This window comes from Mycobacterium sp. ITM-2016-00316, assembly GCF_002968335.2.
Classification (GTDB): domain Bacteria; phylum Actinomycetota; class Actinomycetes; order Mycobacteriales; family Mycobacteriaceae; genus Mycobacterium.
In genome coordinates, this window is record NZ_CP134398.1 from 4,632,105 (window position 1) to 4,651,631 (window position 19,527).

General features: G+C 66.1%; 17 protein-coding genes. 6 read left to right on the forward strand and 11 right to left on the reverse strand.

Features of this window, described 5'->3' with window-relative positions; translation table 11 throughout:
• Nucleotides 1–44: 44 nt before the first annotated feature.
• The gene (locus tag C6A86_RS22230) at nucleotides 45–1,673 is read right to left on the reverse strand and encodes a fatty acid--CoA ligase (RefSeq protein ID WP_199196173.1); all 1,629 of its coding nucleotides are present in this window, start codon (nucleotides 1,671–1,673) and stop codon (nucleotides 45–47) included.
• A 104-nt stretch (nucleotides 1,674–1,777) separates the two neighbouring features.
• Between C6A86_RS22230 and C6A86_RS22235 the strand changes: the two genes are divergently transcribed.
• The gene (locus C6A86_RS22235; protein ID WP_105363185.1) at nucleotides 1,778–2,092 is read left to right on the forward strand and encodes a hypothetical protein; all 315 of its coding nucleotides are present in this window, start codon (nucleotides 1,778–1,780) and stop codon (nucleotides 2,090–2,092) included.
• Between the two features lie 10 nt (nucleotides 2,093–2,102).
• Here C6A86_RS22235 and C6A86_RS22240 read toward each other — a convergent pair whose 3' ends face one another.
• The 4 genes from C6A86_RS22240 to C6A86_RS22255 all read right to left on the reverse strand — a co-directional run bounded on the left by C6A86_RS22240 (nucleotide 2,103) and on the right by C6A86_RS22255 (nucleotide 6,652).
• The gene (locus C6A86_RS22240) at nucleotides 2,103–3,125 is read right to left on the reverse strand and encodes a hypothetical protein (protein WP_158263262.1); all 1,023 of its coding nucleotides are present in this window, start codon (nucleotides 3,123–3,125) and stop codon (nucleotides 2,103–2,105) included.
• A 406-nt stretch (nucleotides 3,126–3,531) separates the two neighbouring features.
• Nucleotides 3,532–4,299: an amidase gene (locus C6A86_RS22245; RefSeq protein WP_233212992.1), complete on the reverse strand. Its 768-nt coding sequence runs from the start codon at nucleotides 4,297–4,299 to the stop codon at nucleotides 3,532–3,534.
• 131 nt (nucleotides 4,300–4,430) lie between these two features.
• Nucleotides 4,431–5,120: a response regulator gene (locus C6A86_RS22250; protein ID WP_105363184.1), complete on the reverse strand. Its 690-nt coding sequence runs from the start codon at nucleotides 5,118–5,120 to the stop codon at nucleotides 4,431–4,433.
• Entirely contained in the window at nucleotides 5,117–6,652 is a 1,536-nt protein-coding gene (locus tag C6A86_RS22255; protein WP_311100868.1) for a sensor histidine kinase, read from the reverse strand. The genes C6A86_RS22250 and C6A86_RS22255 overlap by 4 nt, the downstream gene beginning before the upstream one ends.
• A 100-nt stretch (nucleotides 6,653–6,752) precedes the next feature.
• Between C6A86_RS22255 and C6A86_RS22260 the strand changes: the two genes are divergently transcribed.
• The 3 genes from C6A86_RS22260 to C6A86_RS22270 all read left to right on the forward strand — a co-directional run bounded on the left by C6A86_RS22260 (nucleotide 6,753) and on the right by C6A86_RS22270 (nucleotide 10,131).
• Complete coding sequence (locus tag C6A86_RS22260) at nucleotides 6,753–8,126, forward strand: cation:dicarboxylate symporter family transporter (protein WP_105362505.1); 1,374 nt, start codon at nucleotides 6,753–6,755, stop codon at nucleotides 8,124–8,126.
• Between the two features lie 111 nt (nucleotides 8,127–8,237).
• Nucleotides 8,238–8,975 carry a DUF3060 domain-containing protein gene (locus tag C6A86_RS22265; protein ID WP_105362504.1) on the forward strand — a complete coding sequence of 246 codons (738 nt, stop codon included), beginning with the start codon at nucleotides 8,238–8,240 and terminating at the stop codon, nucleotides 8,973–8,975.
• A gap of 217 nt (nucleotides 8,976–9,192) precedes the next feature.
• Nucleotides 9,193–10,131 carry a methionyl-tRNA formyltransferase gene (locus tag C6A86_RS22270; protein WP_105362503.1) on the forward strand — a complete coding sequence of 313 codons (939 nt, stop codon included), beginning with the start codon at nucleotides 9,193–9,195 and terminating at the stop codon, nucleotides 10,129–10,131.
• Here the strand turns inward: C6A86_RS22270 and C6A86_RS22275 are convergent, their stop codons facing one another.
• Genes C6A86_RS22275 through C6A86_RS22285 form a run of 3 tightly spaced genes read right to left on the reverse strand, consistent with a single transcriptional unit; the run spans nucleotide 10,132 to nucleotide 13,235 of the window.
• Entirely contained in the window at nucleotides 10,132–10,980 is an 849-nt protein-coding gene (locus C6A86_RS22275; protein WP_105362502.1) for a peptidoglycan-binding domain-containing protein, read from the reverse strand. It abuts the gene before it with no gap.
• A 6-nt stretch (nucleotides 10,981–10,986) separates the two neighbouring features.
• Nucleotides 10,987–11,760 (reverse strand): amino acid ABC transporter ATP-binding protein, encoded by a 774-nt coding sequence (locus tag C6A86_RS22280; protein WP_105362501.1) that lies wholly within the window; start codon nucleotides 11,758–11,760, stop codon nucleotides 10,987–10,989.
• Entirely contained in the window at nucleotides 11,757–13,235 is a 1,479-nt protein-coding gene (locus C6A86_RS22285; RefSeq protein WP_105362500.1) for an amino acid ABC transporter substrate-binding protein/permease, read from the reverse strand. The genes C6A86_RS22280 and C6A86_RS22285 overlap by 4 nt, the downstream gene beginning before the upstream one ends.
• A gap of 161 nt (nucleotides 13,236–13,396) precedes the next feature.
• Between C6A86_RS22285 and C6A86_RS22290 the strand changes: the two genes are divergently transcribed.
• Nucleotides 13,397–13,696: a hypothetical protein gene (locus C6A86_RS22290; RefSeq protein ID WP_105362499.1), complete on the forward strand. Its 300-nt coding sequence runs from the start codon at nucleotides 13,397–13,399 to the stop codon at nucleotides 13,694–13,696.
• Between the two features lie 6 nt (nucleotides 13,697–13,702).
• Here C6A86_RS22290 and C6A86_RS22295 read toward each other — a convergent pair whose 3' ends face one another.
• Nucleotides 13,703–14,593, reverse strand: coding sequence for a glycosyltransferase family 2 protein (locus C6A86_RS22295; protein ID WP_105362498.1), 891 nt, complete (start codon nucleotides 14,591–14,593; stop codon nucleotides 13,703–13,705).
• Nucleotides 14,594–14,901: 308 nt separating this feature from the next.
• On the opposite strand from C6A86_RS22295, the gene C6A86_RS22300 reads away from it, so the two are divergent.
• Nucleotides 14,902–17,700 (forward strand): alpha/beta fold hydrolase, encoded by a 2,799-nt coding sequence (locus C6A86_RS22300; protein ID WP_105362497.1) that lies wholly within the window; start codon nucleotides 14,902–14,904, stop codon nucleotides 17,698–17,700.
• Here the strand turns inward: C6A86_RS22300 and C6A86_RS22305 are convergent.
• Entirely contained in the window at nucleotides 17,697–18,143 is a 447-nt protein-coding gene (locus C6A86_RS22305) for a hypothetical protein (RefSeq protein WP_142406928.1), read from the reverse strand. The genes C6A86_RS22300 and C6A86_RS22305 overlap by 4 nt on opposite strands.
• Before the next feature lie 450 nt (nucleotides 18,144–18,593).
• A complete protein-coding gene (locus tag C6A86_RS22310; protein WP_142406927.1) occupies nucleotides 18,594–19,085 on the reverse strand; it encodes a hypothetical protein in 492 nt (163 codons plus the stop codon).
• Nucleotides 19,086–19,527 lie beyond the last annotated feature (442 nt).

The window sequence follows — 19,527 nt, forward strand, 5'->3', positions numbered from 1 at the left end:
GGTTGCCATCTGGCGCCGGCCTAAACAGTTCGCATCACGTGGGATCACACAGTGGTGATCTCGTAGTCACCGGCGGCGTGCCGGGCGCGGATGGTCTTCTTGTCGTACTTGCCGACGCTGGTGCGTGGCACCTGGTCGACGAAGGTCCACCGCTCCGGTAGCCACCAGCGAACCACCTTGTCGGCCAGGAACTCCCGCAGCTCCTCGGGCGCGTGGCTGGCGCCCTCCTGCAGCACCACCACGGCCAGCGGGCGCTCCTGCCACTTGTCGTCGGGCACCCCGACGACGGCGGCCTCCAGGACGCCCGGGTGACCGATCAGATGGTTCTCCAGTTCCACCGAGGAGATCCATTCACCGCCGGATTTGATCACGTCCTTCGCCCGGTCGGTCAGCGTCACGAATCCGTCGGCATCGATGCGACCGACATCACCGGTGCGCAGCCACCCGCCGTCGAACTTCTCCGCATCCCGGCCAAGGTAATAGCCACCGGTGATCCAGGGTCCTCGAACCTCCAACTCGCCCACCGACTCTCCGTCGGTGGGTACCGGGTCACCGGCGTCGTCGACGACGCGGACCTCGACACCGCACATCGGCCGGCCCTGGGTGGTACGCATCACCCAGTGCCGATCCTCGGTGACACCGGGTAGGGGTTTGGCCACTGTCGCCAGCGGCGAGGTCTCCGTCATGCCCCAGGCCTGCTGGATGTACACCCCGTGTTGCTGCTCGAACGTCTGCATCAGCGACAGCGGCACCGCCGATCCGCCGCAGGCGACCAGTCGCAGTGACGAAACATCATGTCCCGGGCTTCTTTCCAGGCAGTGCATCACATCGTTCCAGATCGTCGGCACCGCACCGGCCACGGTGGGTCTGCGCGACTCGATCAGTTCGATCAACGACGCTCCGTCCAGGAAGCGGTCCGGCATCACCAGATCGGCACCGGCCATCAGGGCCGCGTAGGCCAGCCCCCAGGCGTTGGCATGGAACATCGGCACGATCGGCAGCACGACATCATCGCTGCCGACGTCGAGGGCACTGGCGGTGCACGCGGTCAGTGAATGCAGGTAGGTCGAGCGATGGCTGTAGACAACACCTTTGGGGTTTCCGGTGGTGCCGCTGGTGTAGCACATCGCCGCCGCGGAGTTCTCGTCGACATCGGGCCAGTCGAACTGCCCCGGCTGCCCGGCCAGCACATCGGCGTAGCGCAGCACCGTCACGCCGGCATCGTCGAGCGGTCCGGTGTCGCCGTCACCGGCGATGATGACGGTGTGCACCGTGCTCAGCAGCGGCAGGACGGGAGCCAGCAGCGGTATCAGCGAGGCGTCGGCGACGATGATCTGGTCCTCGGCCTCGTCGGCGATGAAGGCGATCTGTTCGGCAGCCAGCCGGATGTTCAGCGTGTGCAGCACTGCGCCCATGGCGGGGACGGCAAGGTAGACGGCGAGATGCTCGGCGTTGTTCCACATGAAGGTGCCGACCCGCTGGTCGCCGGTGATGCCGAGACCACGCAGCCCGTGCGCCAGTCGGGCCGTCTGTTCACCGAGTTCGCGGTAGGTGGTGCTGCGGTATCCGCCCTGTCCGGTGGCGGTGGTGACGACGCGGTCGCCGTTCACTGCGCAGGCGTGCCGCAGGATGGCGGCGATGGTCAGGGGCCAGCTCTGCATGGTGGACTGCACGCGGGCGATGTTAGTGCTCACCGAGACGCGGTTTGTCACGTTTCGCCATCTGGCGGCGATGTACAGGGCAGAACAGTTTCAGCACCTCAGACAGGGGGCGCGCCATGCGTCCGATCGCAGTGACCACCGGATTGCTCGCCGCCGCGGTGCTGGCGGTACCGCCGCCGGCCTCGGCCGAGCAAACCGCCCTGGAGACCATCGGGATGCTGGGGTCCCAGGGCTACACCGTGAACGTCGACCGGATCGGCAGCGCACCGCTGGAGCAGTGCACCGTCACCGGGATCCGCAATCCTCAGCAGGTCACCCGGTGGGTGAGCGTCGAGGACGACGGCTGGGACAAGCACGGCGACGACGACACCGACCTGGTGGAAATTGTGGTCAGCCAGTCGATTTCGGTATCGCTGGACTGCAACCGCTGAGCCGCGGAGTTCAGACCCCGACCGGTGCCAGCTCACGCACCGCGTCGAATGCCACGGCGTCGAACGGCGAGTACATCGGTGCCGGCGCGGCCACCCGGAATGCGGTGACATTGCCCTCGACATCGGCGACATAGAGCCGGTCACCCTGAGCGTTCAGCGCGGCAGCCGCCGGGCGGGCGCCGACGGTGATGGTCTCCACGACCTCGTGGGTGACCGTGCACAGCACCGCGACCTGGTCGTAGTCGACGACATAGGCGCGCGCACCGTCGGCCGACAGCGCCATCTGGATCGGCAGGGTGCCTGCACCGATGCTCGCCGTGACGGTGAAGGTCTTCGGATCGACGACCTCGATGACGCCGCGGGCCTGCAGATCGGAGGTCAGTGCGTAGACGGTGCCGTCGGCCGCGACGGCCAGGTCCCGGATCGGTGCGCCGAAGGCGATCGACTTACGCGCCTTGGCGGTTTCGGTGTCGACGACCACCACGCGGCTGCCACGGCTGGTGGTCACGGCCGCGTAGAGCCGCCGGCCGGACGGATCCGCGGCGAGGGCGTCGATGGTGGATCCGGCGCCTGCGCCGATGTCGACGGTGCCGACGCGGTCGGCGGTGATGTCGATGACGGCCACGTCCACATGGTCGTGTCCGGCGCGGGCGGCGTAGGCACGCTTACCGTCGGGGCTGGCCGCCACCGCGGTGACCGAGAACGCCAGCGGGTAGTGGCCCACCACCGAGTTGGTGCGGGTGTCGATCACCTGGACGGCGTCGGCGTCGAGATCGCTGGTTACCACGAAGGCACGGTCATCGGTCAGCGCGACCGCGAAGGGCTCGCCCTCGACGGGCACCACGGCCGGCGCCCCGGCGCTGTCGGGCCGGACCACCGTGATGCTGTTGTCGCCGTAGTTGGCCACCACGATGGTGTCGGCATTGGCCGTCAGGTCGGCGATCGGGCCGCGGTCGATCGCGACCGAGCCCGCGAAAGCGGTTTGCGAGTCATTCAGCGCTGCCGCATTGGCGCGCACGAAAACACTTGCCATCTCTTCGACACCTCCGCCGGATGACTATCCCGGCACTTGATTCAGTCGCCAGCGCCCGAGTTGAGCGCGTTTGGGACGAGTCTAGCGACGAAAAAACCTACCCAAAGCGGCCGTCGGCCGCTTGCCGAGTTCACCGACGTTACACCTCTCAGACATCCCTCAGGAAAATATCGTTATCCAGTTGTGACCTATCTGGAGCAAAGAGCAAGATGCGTTATCAACGTCTACTTTTCTGACTACAGCAAACTGCCATCGGGCCTCAAACCACACCCGTCACACACAGGATTCTCAGACCTCGCCGGGAAAATGCAATACAGATCACAGCCGACACGTCAGCAAACTTCTCGCGTCGGCAGTCAACGGCCCGAGGCTGCGTAGTTGACGTAGCTGAAAAATTAGCGGGGCGTCAGGGCAACAGAATGTAGGACAGCTCCGGAACCGCCTGCACCGTGCGCCCCGACCAGATATGCGGCGCCTTGTCGGTCGCCGCCATCTCGGTGATCCGCAAGTACATCTCGTCCCCGCGACGGGATGTGGCATCCACCCACGCGACGTGACCGGCGCCCGGGGCGTCCAGCACACCGGGCGGTATCACCACCACGGCGCGGTCCCGGGGTTCGGCGACGACGGTCCAGCCCGCCGCCCGCGCCGATGCCGCCAGATCGCGTGGCGCGCCCTCGACCGCCGGGTAGGAGCGCTTACCGGAGGCGAAGTACCACTTCTCCATGGCGCCCCACAACGCGGATCCCTCTTCCCCGGGGTTGCTGTCCACGGTTTCACCGTTGGCCCGCGGCTCGGCCGGACGCATCGATTCGGTGGCACATGGTGGCACAACAGGCTCATTGGACCCGGTATCGAGCATCGCGTCGGTGACGTAGCCACCGTCGGCCAGCTTGTTCCACAGATCGGTGGATATGTCGTAGGGCCCCCCGCTGAACACCGTCCCGCGCGCGTAGCAGGTGATGGTGATCCGGGCGCCATCCGGGATACGGCCGACCCGCTGGCTCGCCGTGGACGGCGCCGAGCGCACGTTCAGATCTCGGCTACCGGTGTTCACCGTGACCGTGGCCGAGCTCTCCGCCGATTCCGGTGCCGCCAGCGCGGGCGCGGCCGGCACCAGCAAGGCCGCCGCAGCCAGCAGCGGCCACCGTCGATAGATCCCAGTCGTGTGCACAGCAAGCCTTTCGGACACCGGTCCGGAAAATCATAAATCGGGCCAGATCAATTTGCTGGCAGCACACGAAGTATTTGCCGAGTCGATATCCGACCTGCCGGCCCGGCCGCACTTCTGCCCTGGTGGCGGCCTCAGCGCCACTGATAACGCGTCTTGGGCCGCCCGGCCTTGCCGTAATCGGTGTTGCGGGTGACCGTGCCCTCATCGGCCAACCGCTCCAGGTAGCGCCAGGCCGTCACCCGGGACACCCCGACCTGCGCGGCGGCCTCATCGGCGGTCAGGCCGGCCGGGCAGTCACGGACCGCCCTGGCGATCTCATCGGTGGTCTGCGGGGCCGCACCCTTCGGGGCCACCGCCCGGTCGGCGCCGATGCGCAACTCGGCCATCGCCCGGTCCACCTCGGCCTGGCTGGCCGCCTCGGTACCGGCGGGCAACGCGGTGCGGTAGCGCCGATACCGCTCCAGGCGGTCCCGGAACGCCGCGAAGGTGAACGGCTTGAGCAGATAGGCCAGCGCCCCGTGCGAGACCGCGGCGCGCACCATCTCCAGATCACGCTCGGAGGTGATGGCGATGATGTCCGGGGCGGGGACCAGACCGGACAGCCCGGAGGCCAGCGAGATGCCGCTGGCATCGGGCAGTCCGAGGTCCAGCAGCACCAGGTCGATCGGCTCCCCCGCCGCCGCCGCGGTGGCCGCCGCCCGCATCCCGTCGCGCGCCGTGTGCACCACTGCTGCCGACGAAAAGCCTTCCAGGCGACCGAGATAGGTGCGATGCGCCTCGGCGATCAACACATCGTCCTCGACGATCAGGACACGGATCACCGGCCGATCACCACCGAGACCACCGATCCGTAGGTCACATCGGTGCTCAGCGTGCCGCCGTGGCGGTGCACCACCTGAGCCACCAGCGCCAGCCCGATGCCGTGCCCGTCGGCATTCTTGGTCGAGTACCCGCGGCGCTGCGCCTGGGCGAACACCTCGGCATCCATCCCGGAACCGCTGTCGGCGACGATGATTCGCAAGGCGTCTGCGTCCTGGGCCACCGTCACCTCGACCCACGGGTCGTCCCGGTCGCACGCATCCATCGCATTGTCGATGAGGTTACCCAGCACGGTCACCAGTTCCTGCCCGGTCAGGGCGACATTCGAGGGCAATTGGGTGTCCTCGGTGACGGTCAGCGAGATACCGCGTTCGTCGGCCTGAGCGGTCTTGCCGAGCAGCAACGCCACCAGGGCCGGTTCACCGACCGCTTCGGACAACCGGTCCACCAACCGTTGGGACAACTCCAGTTCCCTGGTCGCCACCGCGACGGCGTCCTGCGGGCGGCCCATCTCCACCATGGTGATCACGGTGTGCAGCTTGTTGGCCGACTCATGGGCCTGCGCGCGCAGCGAGTCGGCGAGCACCTGCAGCGAGCTGAGTTCGCCCAGGGCGCCCTGCAATTCGGTGCGGTCCCGGACGGTCACCACCTCGCTGCCCGAGTCGGGCACCTTCGCGCGGTTGACCACCAGCACCCGCTCGTCGGTCACGTGCAGTTCGTCGCGAACCCCGGGATCGGCGACCTGCAGGAACTCCGGCAGATCGGCACGGGACACCGGTCCGGGCGGCAGCGCCAGCAGCCGACGGGCCTCGTCGTTGACCAGCACCACACCGTCGCGGTCCAGCACGATCAGGCCCTCCGAGACCGCGTGCAGGATCGCGTCGTGGTGGTCGTACATCACCCGGAGTTCGTCGGGACGCAGGCCACGGGTCTGACGCAGCAACCTGCGCCGGATACCCCACACCCCGACAAGCGAAACAGCAAGAGCAACAAGGCCTACCGCCGCGATCACCACCCATTGCTCGCGCCAGCGTTCGGCCAGGCTCTGCTGCAGGATCCCGGCGGCGACCAGACCGATGACATGGCCGTCGGCATCGTGCACGGGGGCCACCGCGCGGATCGAGGGCCCCAGCGTGCCGGTGTACACCTCGGTGAAGGATTGACCGTGCAGGGCCGGTTCGATGTTGCCGAGGTAGTCACCGCCGATCTGGGTCGGGTCGGTGTGGGTGTAGCGGGTGCGGTCGGGCGCCATGATGGTGATGAACGCGATGTCGGTGTGCCTGCGCACCAACTCGGTGACCGGTTGCAGGGTCGCGGTCGCCTCGCCGTCCACGATCGACTGTGCGGTCGACGGTGAATCGGCCAGCGAGGTGGCGATGCCCAGTACCTGCGCCTCGGCGGCGGCATCACCGTCCTGGCGGGCGTCGAGCAGCGCCAACCCACTGCCCGCCACCACGATCAGCGCAATGACCAGGATCTGCAGCGCGATCGCCTGGCCCGCCAGCGACCACCGCGACAATCGGTCGGCCACCACCCGGCGCACCTCCCGTGAACGAAATGAACTAAAACGTGACCTGGCTCACGCCGTACCCGACCATCCTTACATGACTACTTCCCAGCAACCGTCTCCGGCGATGCCGCCGCAGGACGCCCCGCCACAGGGTCCGCCCAAAACCAAGCGGGACCGTACCCACTGGCTCTACATCGCCGTGATCATCGCGGTCGTCGCCGGTGTCGCCGTCGGCATTCTCGCCCCGGATGTGGGCAAGAGCGTCGGCGTGCTCGGCACCATGTTCGTCGCGCTGATCAAGATGATGATCGCCCCGGTCATCTTCTGTACCATCGTCTTGGGCATCGGGTCGGTGCGCAAGGCGGCGACCGTCGGCAAGGTGGGCGGGCTGGCCTTCGTCTACTTCCTCGCGATGTCCACCTTCGCGCTCGGGATCGGCCTCGTCGTCGGCAACCTGCTGCACCCGGGCGAGGGACTCAATGTCACCGCGAACGCGGGTAAGGGCGCCGAACTCGCCGACAAGGCCCATGAGGCCGGCGGTCTGCTGGACTTCGTCCAGGGCATCATTCCGACCTCGTTGTTCTCGGCGCTGACCGAGGGAAGTGTGCTGCAGGCGCTGTTCGTCGCGCTGCTGGTCGGGTTCGCGATCCAAGGTCTCGGCTCGGTCGGCGATCCGATCCTGCGCGGTATCGAGCACCTGCAGAAGCTGGTCTTCAAGGTGCTGGCGATGATCCTGTGGCTGGCCCCGATCGGCGCGTTCGGCGCCATCGCCAACGTCGTCGGGCAGACCGGCTGGGCGGCGGTCGGCCAGCTGATGACCCTGATGGTCGGCTTCTACCTGACCTGCGCGATCTTCGTGTTCGGCGTGCTCGGCACGCTGCTGCGGGTGGTGTCCGGCGTGTCCATCTTCAAGCTGGTCCGATACCTGGCCCGCGAGTATCTGCTCATCGTCTCGACATCCTCTTCCGAGTCGGCGCTGCCGCGCCTCATCGCGAAGATGGAGCACCTGGGCGTCGAGCGCTCCACCGTCGGCGTGGTGGTCCCCACCGGGTATTCGTTCAACCTCGACGGCACCGCCATCTACCTGACGATGGCCTCGCTGTTCATCGCCGGCGCCCTCGGCGATCCGCTGAGCGTGTCCGAGCAGATCGGCCTGCTGGTGTTCATGATCGTCGCCTCCAAGGGTGCCGCCGGTGTCACCGGTGCCGGGCTGGCGACGCTGGCCGGCGGTCTGCAGGCACACCGCCCCGACCTGCTCGACGGCGTCGGCCTGATCGTCGGCATCGACCGGTTCATGTCCGAGGCTCGCGCACTGACCAACTTCTCCGGCAACGCGGTGGCCACCCTGCTGGTCGGGTCGTGGACGAAGACGATCGATCGGGACAAGGTGGACGCCGTCCTGGGCGGATCCGATCCGTTCGACGAGATCACCATGGTCGACGATCACCCGGCACGGGCCACAGAACCGGCATCGGAGAAAGTCCCGGTACCGGCATAAGGCCCGGCGTAAGACCCTGCGGCGTCGGAACCACCTTTGGGTGGGTCCGGCGCCGCAGGCGTATTGCCCTCCTGCCCACCGGATCACCCCTCGATATGCGACCATCTGCCCATGAATCCGCAGGACGACCCGGAAGCCCGGATCCGTGCGCTGGAGCCCACCGAACTCGGCTCCGAGAACGCCAGTCCGACAACGTACGGATACGGCGCTCCGCCGCCGACCCAGCCCTGGCCGGACCAGTCGCCCTACGTCCAGCCGCAGTACGGCCAAACCCCTTATGGTGCACAGCCTTACGGCACCAGCTATGCCTTGCCCTACCCGCCCGAACCCTCGGGCTCCGGTTTCCGGCCGTGGATGGCGGTCGTCCCGGTCGTGCTCGTGTTCCTCCTGCTCGCCGGCGGCGCGGCGGCGTACTTCATGTTCACGAACACCTCGGCACCCGAGGCGCCCGGTATCGCCGGGGGCGGAGATGTGCTGACCGACGGGCCCGAGGCGCCGGTGTTGCCCTCATTGCCCTCGCTGCCCACGATCATCACCATCCCGACCGACATCGCCGAGCCCCCGTCGGGCTCGGCGCCGGAGCCGGGCACCACCCTGACGATCAGCGGCATCGGCACAAACAAGTCGGTGACCTGTAACGACAACATTGTGATCATTTCCGGTGCGAACAACACGGTGGATATCACCGGTCACTGCACCGCCGTCACGGTGTCGGGATTCGAGAACATCGTCACCGCCGAGTCCACCCGGGAAATCGCCGTGTCGGGGTTCGACAACACGATCACCTACCGCACCGGGGAGCCTCAGGTGAGCGAGTCCGGAAGCGGCAACTCCATCACTCGGGAGTAGGGCGCCGCGGACCGGCGGCACCGTCTTTTCATGTCACGACGGTGCGAATCGAGCAAAACGATCGTGATGCGTTCGCCGAACCAGCACCGGGCACAGCTGATGCACAGATTCAACTTAGCTAAGCCTTAGATAATCTGTTAACTTGTCTTTGACATTCCGCGCGGGACATCCGTCCCACGGACGAGACACGGTCACATTCAGCAAGGTCGGTGGGGTTATGCGTATCGTTTCATTCGGCTTCCAGACATGGGGAGTCCGAACCCTCCAGGCACTCGTCGACCTGGGACACGATGTCGCGCTGTCCGTGACGCATCCGGCCAGCGACGATTCCTACAAAGGGATCTTCTCCGATTCGGTCGAAGAACTCGCGCACAGCTACGGCATTCCCGTTCATCTCACCGAGCGGGTCGACCACGACACCATCGACCTGGTCAAGCGCGCCGAACCCGACGTGATCGTCGTCAACAGCTGGTACACGTGGATGCCTCCGGAGCTCTATAACCTGCCGCCGCACGGCACCCTGAACCTGCACGACTCGCTGCTGCCCAAGGGCACCGGATTCTCTCCGGTGATCTGGTCGCTGATCAGCGGCGAATCTCAGATCGGCCTGACGGTGCACCGGATGGACGAGAGCCTGGACACCGGGGATGTCCTGGTTCAGCACTCGCTGCCGATCGGACCGAACGACACCGGCACCCAACTGGTCGAGCGGGGCATCGAGTTGATTCCGGGCGCGCTGAAAGAAGCACTGAGCGCACTGGAGTCCGGCAACCCGCAGTGGCGCCCGCAGGACAAGGCGACCCGCACCTACTTCCACAAGCGTTCCGAGCGCGACAGCCTGATCGACTGGACCTGGCCCGCCGAAGATCTGGAGCGGCTGGTTCGGGCGCTGTCGGACCCCTACCCCGCCGCGTTCACCCACTACCGCGGCGAGCGGATCGAGATCCTGGAGGCGAAGGTCTCCGAAATCCGTTACGGCGGAACGCCGGGACGCGTGATCGTGCAGGAGGGTGGCGGCGCGGTGGTGTGCGGGCCGGCGGCCTACCGCGGCGGCAACCTCGGACTGGTGATCACCCGGGTACGGTCGGCCGGCGGTACCGAGCACTCCGGCGACACGTTCTTCCGCCGCGGCGGGTACCTCACCAGCCAACCCTGATCAGACGATCCGGAGCCGCAACGCGGCAGCGGTCGCCGGGCCGACGATCCCGTCCACCTTGAGTCCGCCGAAGCGGCGCTGAAATTCACGCACGGCTCGCTCGGTGTCGACGCCGAACACCCCGTCGATGACGAGATCCCCCGCGTAAGCCGCATAGGCCGCCTTGAGCCTGCGCTGAAGTTCGGCCACCTGTGGACCCGCGCTGCCACGGTGCAGCAATATCTCGGTGTACTCGCCGACCGGCACCGGTGGCCGCGGCGCGCGCCCCGCGGCGAAGTCCGCGGCCATGCGCTCGGCGACATCTCGGCGCAGGATGTCCATGTCGATGGCACCGGGATCCCACTTGCCCTGTGCGCGGCCCGCGTACTCCTTGTGCCCGATGGTGCGCGCCGATGGCTGCCCCAGCCGCCGGTTGATTGCCGCGCAACTACCGACCAGCGCGAAATACTGTGCGTCCGGCCAGTTCCGGCGATGCGGGGCGGATGGACTGGTGCCACTGTTGGCGCATTCGATGCCGATCAGGTGCCAGTTGCCCATGTTCGCCGGCACCCACGGATACATCCCGACACCGGCATGCCAGGCAACCCCCGCGGCCACCACGGTGACCGTCCCGTCTCGGGCGATGTGCACCTGCGACAGCGGACCGGCCAGATCAGGGCGTCCCACGGCGATGGATGTCGCACTCGCCCGATCCGAGCCGGTGTGGTGCACCATCACCCCGCGGATGTCCTTGAAGCCGCCGTGCCCGCGGTCACGCCAGCCCGGGAACTCTGTGACGTCCAACCCCTCGGCGCGCAACGCCGAGGCAAGCCAGGTCGGGTTACCGGCAGGCGGCTTTCTCTGAGGCACTGCCCGTCAGAGTACCTTCGACAAGAACTCCTGCAACCGTGGGTGTTTGGGGTTGTCGAAGAGTTCGGCGGGTTGGGCATCCTCGACGATCTTGCCGCCGTCCATGAACAGCACCCGGGAGGCCACCTCTCGGGCGAAGCCCATTTCGTGGGTGACCACGACCATCGTCATGCCGCCGGAAGCCAGCGCGCGCAGCACCTCCAGCACATCGCCCACCATCTCCGGGTCCAGCGCACTGGTCGCCTCGTCGAACAGCATGATGGACGGGTTCATCGCCAGCGCCCGCGCGATGGCGACGCGCTGCTTCTGCCCACCTGACAGCGTCGACGGCTTCACGTCCGCCTTCTCCGCAAGCCCGACCTGCTCGAGCAGTTCGCGCGCCTTCTTCTCGGCCGCGCCCTTGTCCATCTTCTTGGTCAACAGCGGCGCCAGCGTGACGTTGTCGAGCACCGTCATGTGCGGAAACAGATTGAAATGCTGAAACACCATGCCGATGTGCTGGCGCACCTTGTCCAGGTCGACCTTCGGATCGGTCAGGTCGTAATCATCGACGGTCACCCTGCCTCCCGTGATGTCCTCCAGTTTGTTGAGGCACCGCAGAAAGGTGGACTTGCCGGAACCGGAGGGCCCGATGACGCAGACCACCTCGCCCTGGCTGATGGTGGTGTCGATACCGTTGAGCACGTCGAGTTCACCAAAGGACTTCTTCAGCCCCTCGATGCGGATCTTGACGGTGCCTGCCGGCTCGGAAGCCGCGGATTCTGTTACCAGTTCACTCATTTCACGAGCCTCCTTTCCAGTCGATCCGAGAGTTTGGTCAGCGCCATGATGACCACGAAGTAGATGATGCCGACGATCAGCCACATCTCGAAGGCCTTGTAGTTACCCGCGATGATGATCCGGCCGCTCTGCGTGAGCTCGGCGATGCCGAGCACCGACAGGATCGAGGTGTCCTTCAGGGTGATGACGAACTGGTTGATATAGGACGGGATCATCGTCCGGATCGCTTGCGGCAGAATCACTTTTCGCATCGTCGGCAGATACCCGATGCCGAGGCTGCGGGCCGCCTCCATCTGCCCCTTGTCCACCGAGAGGATGCCGCCGCGCACGATCTCGGTCATATAGGCGCCGGCGTTGAGCGAGAGTGTGATGATGCCGGCGGTCACCGCCGACATCTGGAAGCCGAGCGCGGTGGGAATACCGAAATAGATGAAGAACGCCTGCACGATCAGCGGTGTGCCACGGAAGATATCGACGAACGTGGTGCCGATGGCCCGCAGCCAGATGGACCGGGACACCCGCGCCAAGCCGAAGATGATGCCCAGGATGAGCGCGAAGAAGATCGACGAGACCGTCAGGATGATGGTCATCTTCAGACCGGCCAGCAGCATCGGCGTGGTGCTCTTGATCAGCCCGAAGAACGAACTGTCGCTCGCTGCCGCGCCCTCACCGAGGTAGGTTGCCAGGATCTCGTCATAGCGGCCCGAAGCCTTGAGGTTTTCCAGCCCGGCGTTGAACTTCTGCAGCAGCTCGGCGTTCTGCCCCTTGTTGACGGCGAATCCGTAGCCGGTCGGATCCTCCTTCGGTGTCACGGTTTTGAAGCCGTTGCCCTGTTGTATGGCGTACAGCAGCACGGGGTAGTCCTCGAAGGCGGCCACCGAGTTGCCGGTCCGCACCTCATCGAACATGGTGGACGAGTCGGCGAACGAGACCACCTCGAAGCCATACTGGTCCTTGATCGAATTCGCGAAATCCGCACCCTGGGTACCGTTCTTGACCGAGACCCGCTTACCGCGCAGATCCTCGTAGGACGTGATGTCCTCGTTGTCCTCGAGCACCGCCATCTGGATGCCGGACTCGAAGTAGGGTTCGGAGAAGTCGAACACCTTCCGACGTTCGTCGGTGATCGACATGCCCGCGATGACACCGTCGACCTGGTTGGCCTGCACCGCCTGCAGCGCAGCATCGAAACCGAGCGGCTTGATGTCGACGCTGAAGTTCTGATCCTCGCCGATCGCCCGGATCAGATCCATGTCGATACCGACGAAATTGCCGCCGGCGTCCTGGAATTCGAACGGCGCAAAGGTCGTGTCGGTGGCGACGGTGTAGGTCTCGCCCTCCGCGGAGGCGGTTGCCGGCGCCAGCATCGCGGCACCGAACAGCCCGATGAGCAGACCCGTCAGCAGCACCGTGAGCCGCCGCCCGGGCCTGGTGGGTGGTTCGGGTCTACAGCCCGACGAGGTTTCGGCTCGCATGTTGGTCTCCCGTTCAAAGTGCCGTGACGGATTCACGCTAGTGCTGCGATGCGCCCTGCGGGGGATCTCCAGACAATCTCCACGTCAGCTCCAAGCAACGCCACCCTCCCGGCGAGCACGATCGACACATCGAAACCGATCATCACCAGGAAGGAACGGTCATGCGCATCGCACTCACCGTCGTCATCGCCTCCGCCGCCATCGGCGTGTTGGCCGGCACCGCGGCCCCGGCCCACGCCGAGTCCGCGAACCTCACCATCGATCAGTTGGAGGCCCAGGGGTTCGACGTCCGCGTGAGCCGTCTGGGCAGCGCTCCGCTCGATGAATGTGAGGTCACCGATATCGGCAACGTGCAGGAGCAGAAGCGCCTGGTCAATGTCGAAGGTTTCAACGACCGCAACGCGATCGTGCCGATCGTCGTGAAGCGCACCATCACGGTGACGCTGGACTGCTCGCGCTGACCGATATCAGCCTGGTGGCGAGTACCCATGCAGATAGGGCGTTCTCGGCCGCGGGGACATGAAGGACGGCAACCGCGGCGGAAGGTCGGGTTTCAGCGCTGCCGGCCCGACCGAGGACCAGACCGTGGAGACCGCGCCCTTCGAGGCGTTGATGCCGAAATCGCGCGCCAGGTGCGGCCGGTAGGGCAGCGCGGGTCCGAGTAGTTCGTTGCCGGAATGATTCTCACCGGTGTCCACGTGGTACGCCGCCCCGGAGAACGGCAGCGGCTCCAGCACCCGGCCGCGGTCCTGCCACCATTCCAGCGAGTACCGATGATTGCCGAGAATCTGCTCCAGTCCGTCACCGAAACCCGCCGCGACCTGCTGCTGGGTCGCCGTCACGGTGAGGGCTTCGGGCACCTCGTATGCATCCAGGGGAACGATGAACGAGCTACCGCAGATGCGGAACAGTTTCCGCTGCAGCGTGTAGCAGTTGCGCGAGCGCGAATACATGACGCCGCGTTTGAGCACCCAGCCCGGATGACCGGGATGGCTATTGACAAACGAGACCAGGTCGCGGTGCACGAAATCATCCGCGTCGACCGGCATGACGTACTCGGGTCCGAACTCCCGTGCGGCGACCAGCCCGATCCCGACCTTGGTGCCCTTGTCCCACACACCGGGGGCCTTCCCGGTCTGTGGCGCACCGTCCAGCGACGGGGGCGCGAAATCCACCTCCACGAAATGCGTTCGCGTCGGCAGCGCGAAAGACGGCTTGCGATTGCCGACGATGATCACCACGTAGTCGGAGCACGTCTGCCTGGTCACCGAGGCCAGGGTGTCGCGCAACAGCGCCTCGACGCGGCCATAGTCGGCCGAGTTGTGCGGGTGACGCAACGTGGTGACGAAGGCCAGCACCGTGGTTTCCCCTATTCCGAAGTTCCAGCTAACTCACGGCCACTCGGACCTGAGGCAACTGACGACTGAGACAATGCGCGCTTCGCTGACCTGCCGCGCGCCGTGCGGAGCCAAAACCGCTCTCCTCTGCACGCGAAAACAACCTGCCGACCCGCCGTGGACCAGGCCATCCAGGCGGTGCCGTCGGCCCAGACCAAGGCCGATGGCGCGGCGACGGCTCCCACAATTACCAGTTCACACACAGTTAGGCTAGCCTGCCCGAAGTTTCCATACCTAAGTACATCGATGGGCAGAGTCGGAGGGTCGGCATGTTCGACAGCGTCATCTGGTACCGAATGCGCCAATTCAGCAAACATTCCAGCACACCTGCTGCGGAACGGATGCCGCAGGTCAAACGCATTCCGTTGCGCGTCGGCAATCCGCTCGACAGCTCCGGCAGGCGTCCCGTGCACGCCCTGCCGTCCAGCACCGATGGCCGAATCCGACGGGCCGCAATCCTCGCGGCAGTGACCAGCGTCACGCTCACCGCCGCCGTCCTCGTTGCCCGATCCGGGCGCCGTGGCACCACGGCGCAGTCGGCCGAGCCCACCGGCGCGACCACCCCAGCACGCCCGATCGCACAAGCCCCCGCGCAGGAGGACACTCCCCTCGAACATCGTTCGGTACCCGCACATTTCGCGGCGACCGCACGCAGCAGACCTGAACAGGTGGCCCTGCGCACCACCTCGGAATCGGTCACCTATCGCGAACTGCTGGACGCGGCGCTGGTGTCTCAGACGCGCCCCGACGTCGATGGACCCTGCGCCGCTGTGCTCGCCGCACCATCGACACCCCAGACCGTCGCGACCGTGCTGGGTCTGTTCGCGTCCGGGACTCCCGTCGTGGCCCTGGACCCGGCGATGCCGGCCAACCGGGCACAGAAGATCTCGTCGATCCTGATCGAGCACGGTTACCAGCCCTGGCCGGTTCAGGTCCCCGACCGACTGCCCGGCGGCGCCGACCTCGATGCGGAACTGGGCGCCGATTCCGACACCGACGATGTGACGAGCATCCAGTTCACGTCGGGTTCCACCGGCACCCCCAAGGCGGTGCTGCATCCGAACGGACTGTGGCTCGCCGATGCTCAACTGCTCAACGACCGCTTCGGCCTGGGTGACGGCCGAAAGGTCGCACTCTGCATGCCGATCAGCTTCGCGGCCGGGCTCAACGTGCTGATCGCCTCTCTGCTGGGCGGGGCCGAGGTGATCGCGGTCGACCCTGCCAAGCACTCCGCGCGAGAGGCATTCGAGCTCATCACCGATTCGGGTGCACAGGCCATCACCTGTACACCGGCCTTCGTGGATGCTCTGCACACCGCCGCACGGGGCGCGACACTGCCCGCGGTGGAACGAATTGTGACCACCGGCGAGGCAGCACATGCGCGCCACGTACGACTGGCTCGCGAACTCGCCCCGGATGCGGTCTTCACGAACTGGGCAGGCTCGACCGAGACGCTCGCCATCGCGAGCTATGACATCCCGCCGAACGCCGCGCTGCCACACGGCGTCATACCGGTGGGAGTTCCCGCCCCGCACAAGCAGATCGACATCGATGCGAACGGCTCGGTATCCATCACCTCACGTCATCTCGCGCTGGGCTACCTGGATCCGGAGACTTCGGCCGCGGTGTTCTCGGTGCATCCGGATGGCGCGCGGACCTATGCCGGCGGCGACGTCGGGCGCTGGGATGAGCACGGCAACCTGGTGCTGTCCGGCCGGGCGGATGCCACCGTCAAGATCCGGGGCTATCTCGTGGAGCCCTCGGAGATCGAATCCACGTTGTTGAGCTATGACGACGTCCGGGAGGCCATCGTGGTGGCCGACACCACCGGAACGCCCACTCTGGCCGCCTACGTATCCGCGGACCCAGATGCCCGCACACCGGCAGTGGCTGAACTGCGCACCCGCCTACACCGGGACCTGCCCCCCTATATGGTGCCCGCCTACATCGTGGTGCTCGGCGCGTTGCCGCGAGGCGATCGCGGCAAGATCGACCGAATGGCACTGCCACCGGTGGGCCGGCCTGAGTTCGATCCTCCGCGCGGAGAACAGGAATCATCCATCGCGCGGCTGTGGTCGGAGGTGCTGCACATCGACAGGGTCGGTCGCACCGACGGCTTCTATGCACTCGGCGGGGACTCGCTGAGCGTGACGCAGATGCTGGCGCGCGTGACCGAAGTGCACGGCGCCACACTCAATCCGTCGGATCTGGCCGGCGCGCCGACCGTGGCCGAGTTCGCGCAGAAGCTCACGCGTTCCAGCGGACCCGCGCTGCCGCCGACCACCGTGGCATTGCGGCCGATATCTGCCGACACCGTGGGCACGCCGATTTTCTGCTTCTCCGGGGCCGGCGCCTCCTCGCTGTGCTTCGTGCCGTTCGCCGAACGGGTCGGTGACAAGACGGCGGTGTACGCCCTGGAGCCCAAAGGACTGGAGAAGCGCGCAATCCCGGATCTGTCGGTGGAAGCCGCGGCGCGCCGCCACGTCCGCAACCTGCGCCTTGTCCAGCCACGCGGCCCGTACATCCTGGTCGGTCATTCGTTGGGATCCCATATAGCTCTGGAAGCTGCTCGTCTGCTCGAAGATGCCGGCGCGACAGTCGAATTGCTCGTGATGCTGGACCCTTGGCTGTCCCCACAGGCGGCCAAGCAGGCGGGCGCCGGGCTTCCCGATGTCAGCGTCACGATCCAGGAGACGATGCCGACCGATATCAGGTCCTGGTGGGAGCATCAGAAGAAGGTGCCGTTGGCCGGACTGTTCGTCGGCGACCATCTGCGAAAGACTGCGGCAATCGAGGAAGTGGGCATCATGAGCGGCTTGCGGTTCGTCCCGCAGCCGTGGCGGGGACGCGCACTGGTGGTGCTGAGCCACCTCAACAAGGATGATCCCCGGCTGTGGCCGCGGATCATCACCGGCGAGTTGACCATCCGGCACCTGGAGTGCACCCATATGTCGATCGTCCGCGAGCCACATATCGGCGCCGTGGCCGACATGATCGATGAGGTGCTGGGCCACCAGCGCATCGGGAGGGCAGCGGCATCGCTGCGCCGCCCTCCCGATGTCGGCTAACGGAACAAGCTGCCGATATTGCGCACCAGGTTGCGACCCGCGGTCCCGGCGTTACGGGCCAGGTCGTTGCCGGCCCGGTTGGCGTTCTGCACCGCGTTGTCGGTGAAGGTGCCGCCGTTGATCAACAGATTCGTCCCGACACGGCCGAGGCCCTGCTGCGCGTCGCTGCCCACCTGCCCGGCATTGCGCTGCAGATTGCTGCCGAAGCGGCCCAGGTTGCGCACGAGGTTGTCACCGAACTCTCCGACATCCTCGGGTGTCAGCCTGGCGGTCGATGCCGCGGTGCCGCGTTGCTGCGCGGCGACGTGCGCATCGGCGGCGCTCGTGTCTGCCGATGCCGTCCCGGCCCCTGCGAGCGCAATTCCGAGACACATTGTCGTGGTGGCACCAGCGAGCACCATTGCCTTGATCATTGCGGGCTTCCCCGACCCGTTGCGATCCATGATTCGTCTCCCTCCAGCAAATTTCAAACGAACAGCCTGAAGTTAACACACAGTGTGTGCTCCAGATCACATTGCACCGGAACGAATCACCAACGGACGGTCACGATTTCACCCATGTTTCCCTTTGCTGAAGCGACGACCATAGGCTGGCTATCGATCGCGGGTAACCTCCGCGGAGAGGGCCCCGAACTGCCATTACAGTGATCATGAAATACAGCAAGTATTTACGAATGCGACAATTGAGCGATTACCAGGCACTTGGGCGCAGAGCGCATCCACTGGCGCTACCGCCCGGCCCGCGATGACGGTCGTGGCAACGCTGCCCGCGTCGCCATCGACGGACCATCAGCAAACAGCGACGGTGCCGAGGGATCCAGACCGGCCCCGGCCCCGACATGACGGCGGGCAGCGGGAGAAACCACCCGCTGCCCGGCCGCACTCGACGTCGAACTAGTCGCCCAGAATATTGCCGACGAACCCGCCGAGGTTCTGCTGCGCGTTACTGGCCGCGGTGCCGCCGTTGACCAGCACGTCGGTGCCGACCTGGCCGAGGCCCTGCTGCGCGTCACTGCCGACCTGGCCGAGGCCCTGCTGCGCGTCACTGGCCGACGTTCCACCGTTGATGAGCAGATTGGTCCCGACAGTGCCGAGGCCTTGCTGGGCATCGCTGCCGACCTGCCCGAGGTTGCGTTGCAGATTGCTTCCGACGGTTCCGAGGTTGCGCTGCAGATTGCTGCCGAACCGGCCGATGCGCTGCAGCGGCGACCTGCTGGTGCTCGAGCTGGAGCTCGCACTCGAGCTCGAGCTGGAGGCGGTTTGCCCCGTATCCGCGTACGCAGCCCCTGCACCTGCCGTGGCCACTCCCATGGCCAAGGCGATCCCGCCCCCGGCGACGGCCGTCGCAGCGATCATCCGTACCGAGGTTCCCTGACGTCCCACCATGTTGATCTCCCTTTCAGCAAATTCCCCGACCAACGTCCCGAAGCTATCACGACCATTGCCTAGCAAACCAGACTCTGCGCCGAGATTTCTCAATTCGTGATTGACGGATACGACAATTCGTTTGCCGCAGCGTCGCGGGCGACCGGCCGCGCCGGCTCTGCAGACCGCACTCGACCGCACCGTTCGCATTCGATAAAGGGCCATTTGATCAGTGCTTTCGGCGCCGTTGAGCGCCGACCGGAGTGCCGGAACCCCGATGCCGCGATCGCTTGCGGGTAGATAGCCAATGGCGATAGTCGCCGCGGCACCGCAGCTTCCTCTTGGCATTTGCCATTCCACTATCAAGATCAGCTGTTTCCGGTATTCAGCAAACTAAACATCAGGTTGGCGCACATGCTGTCCAGATGCCGCACCGTGAACCTGTCCGTGCTGCGCAGCATCC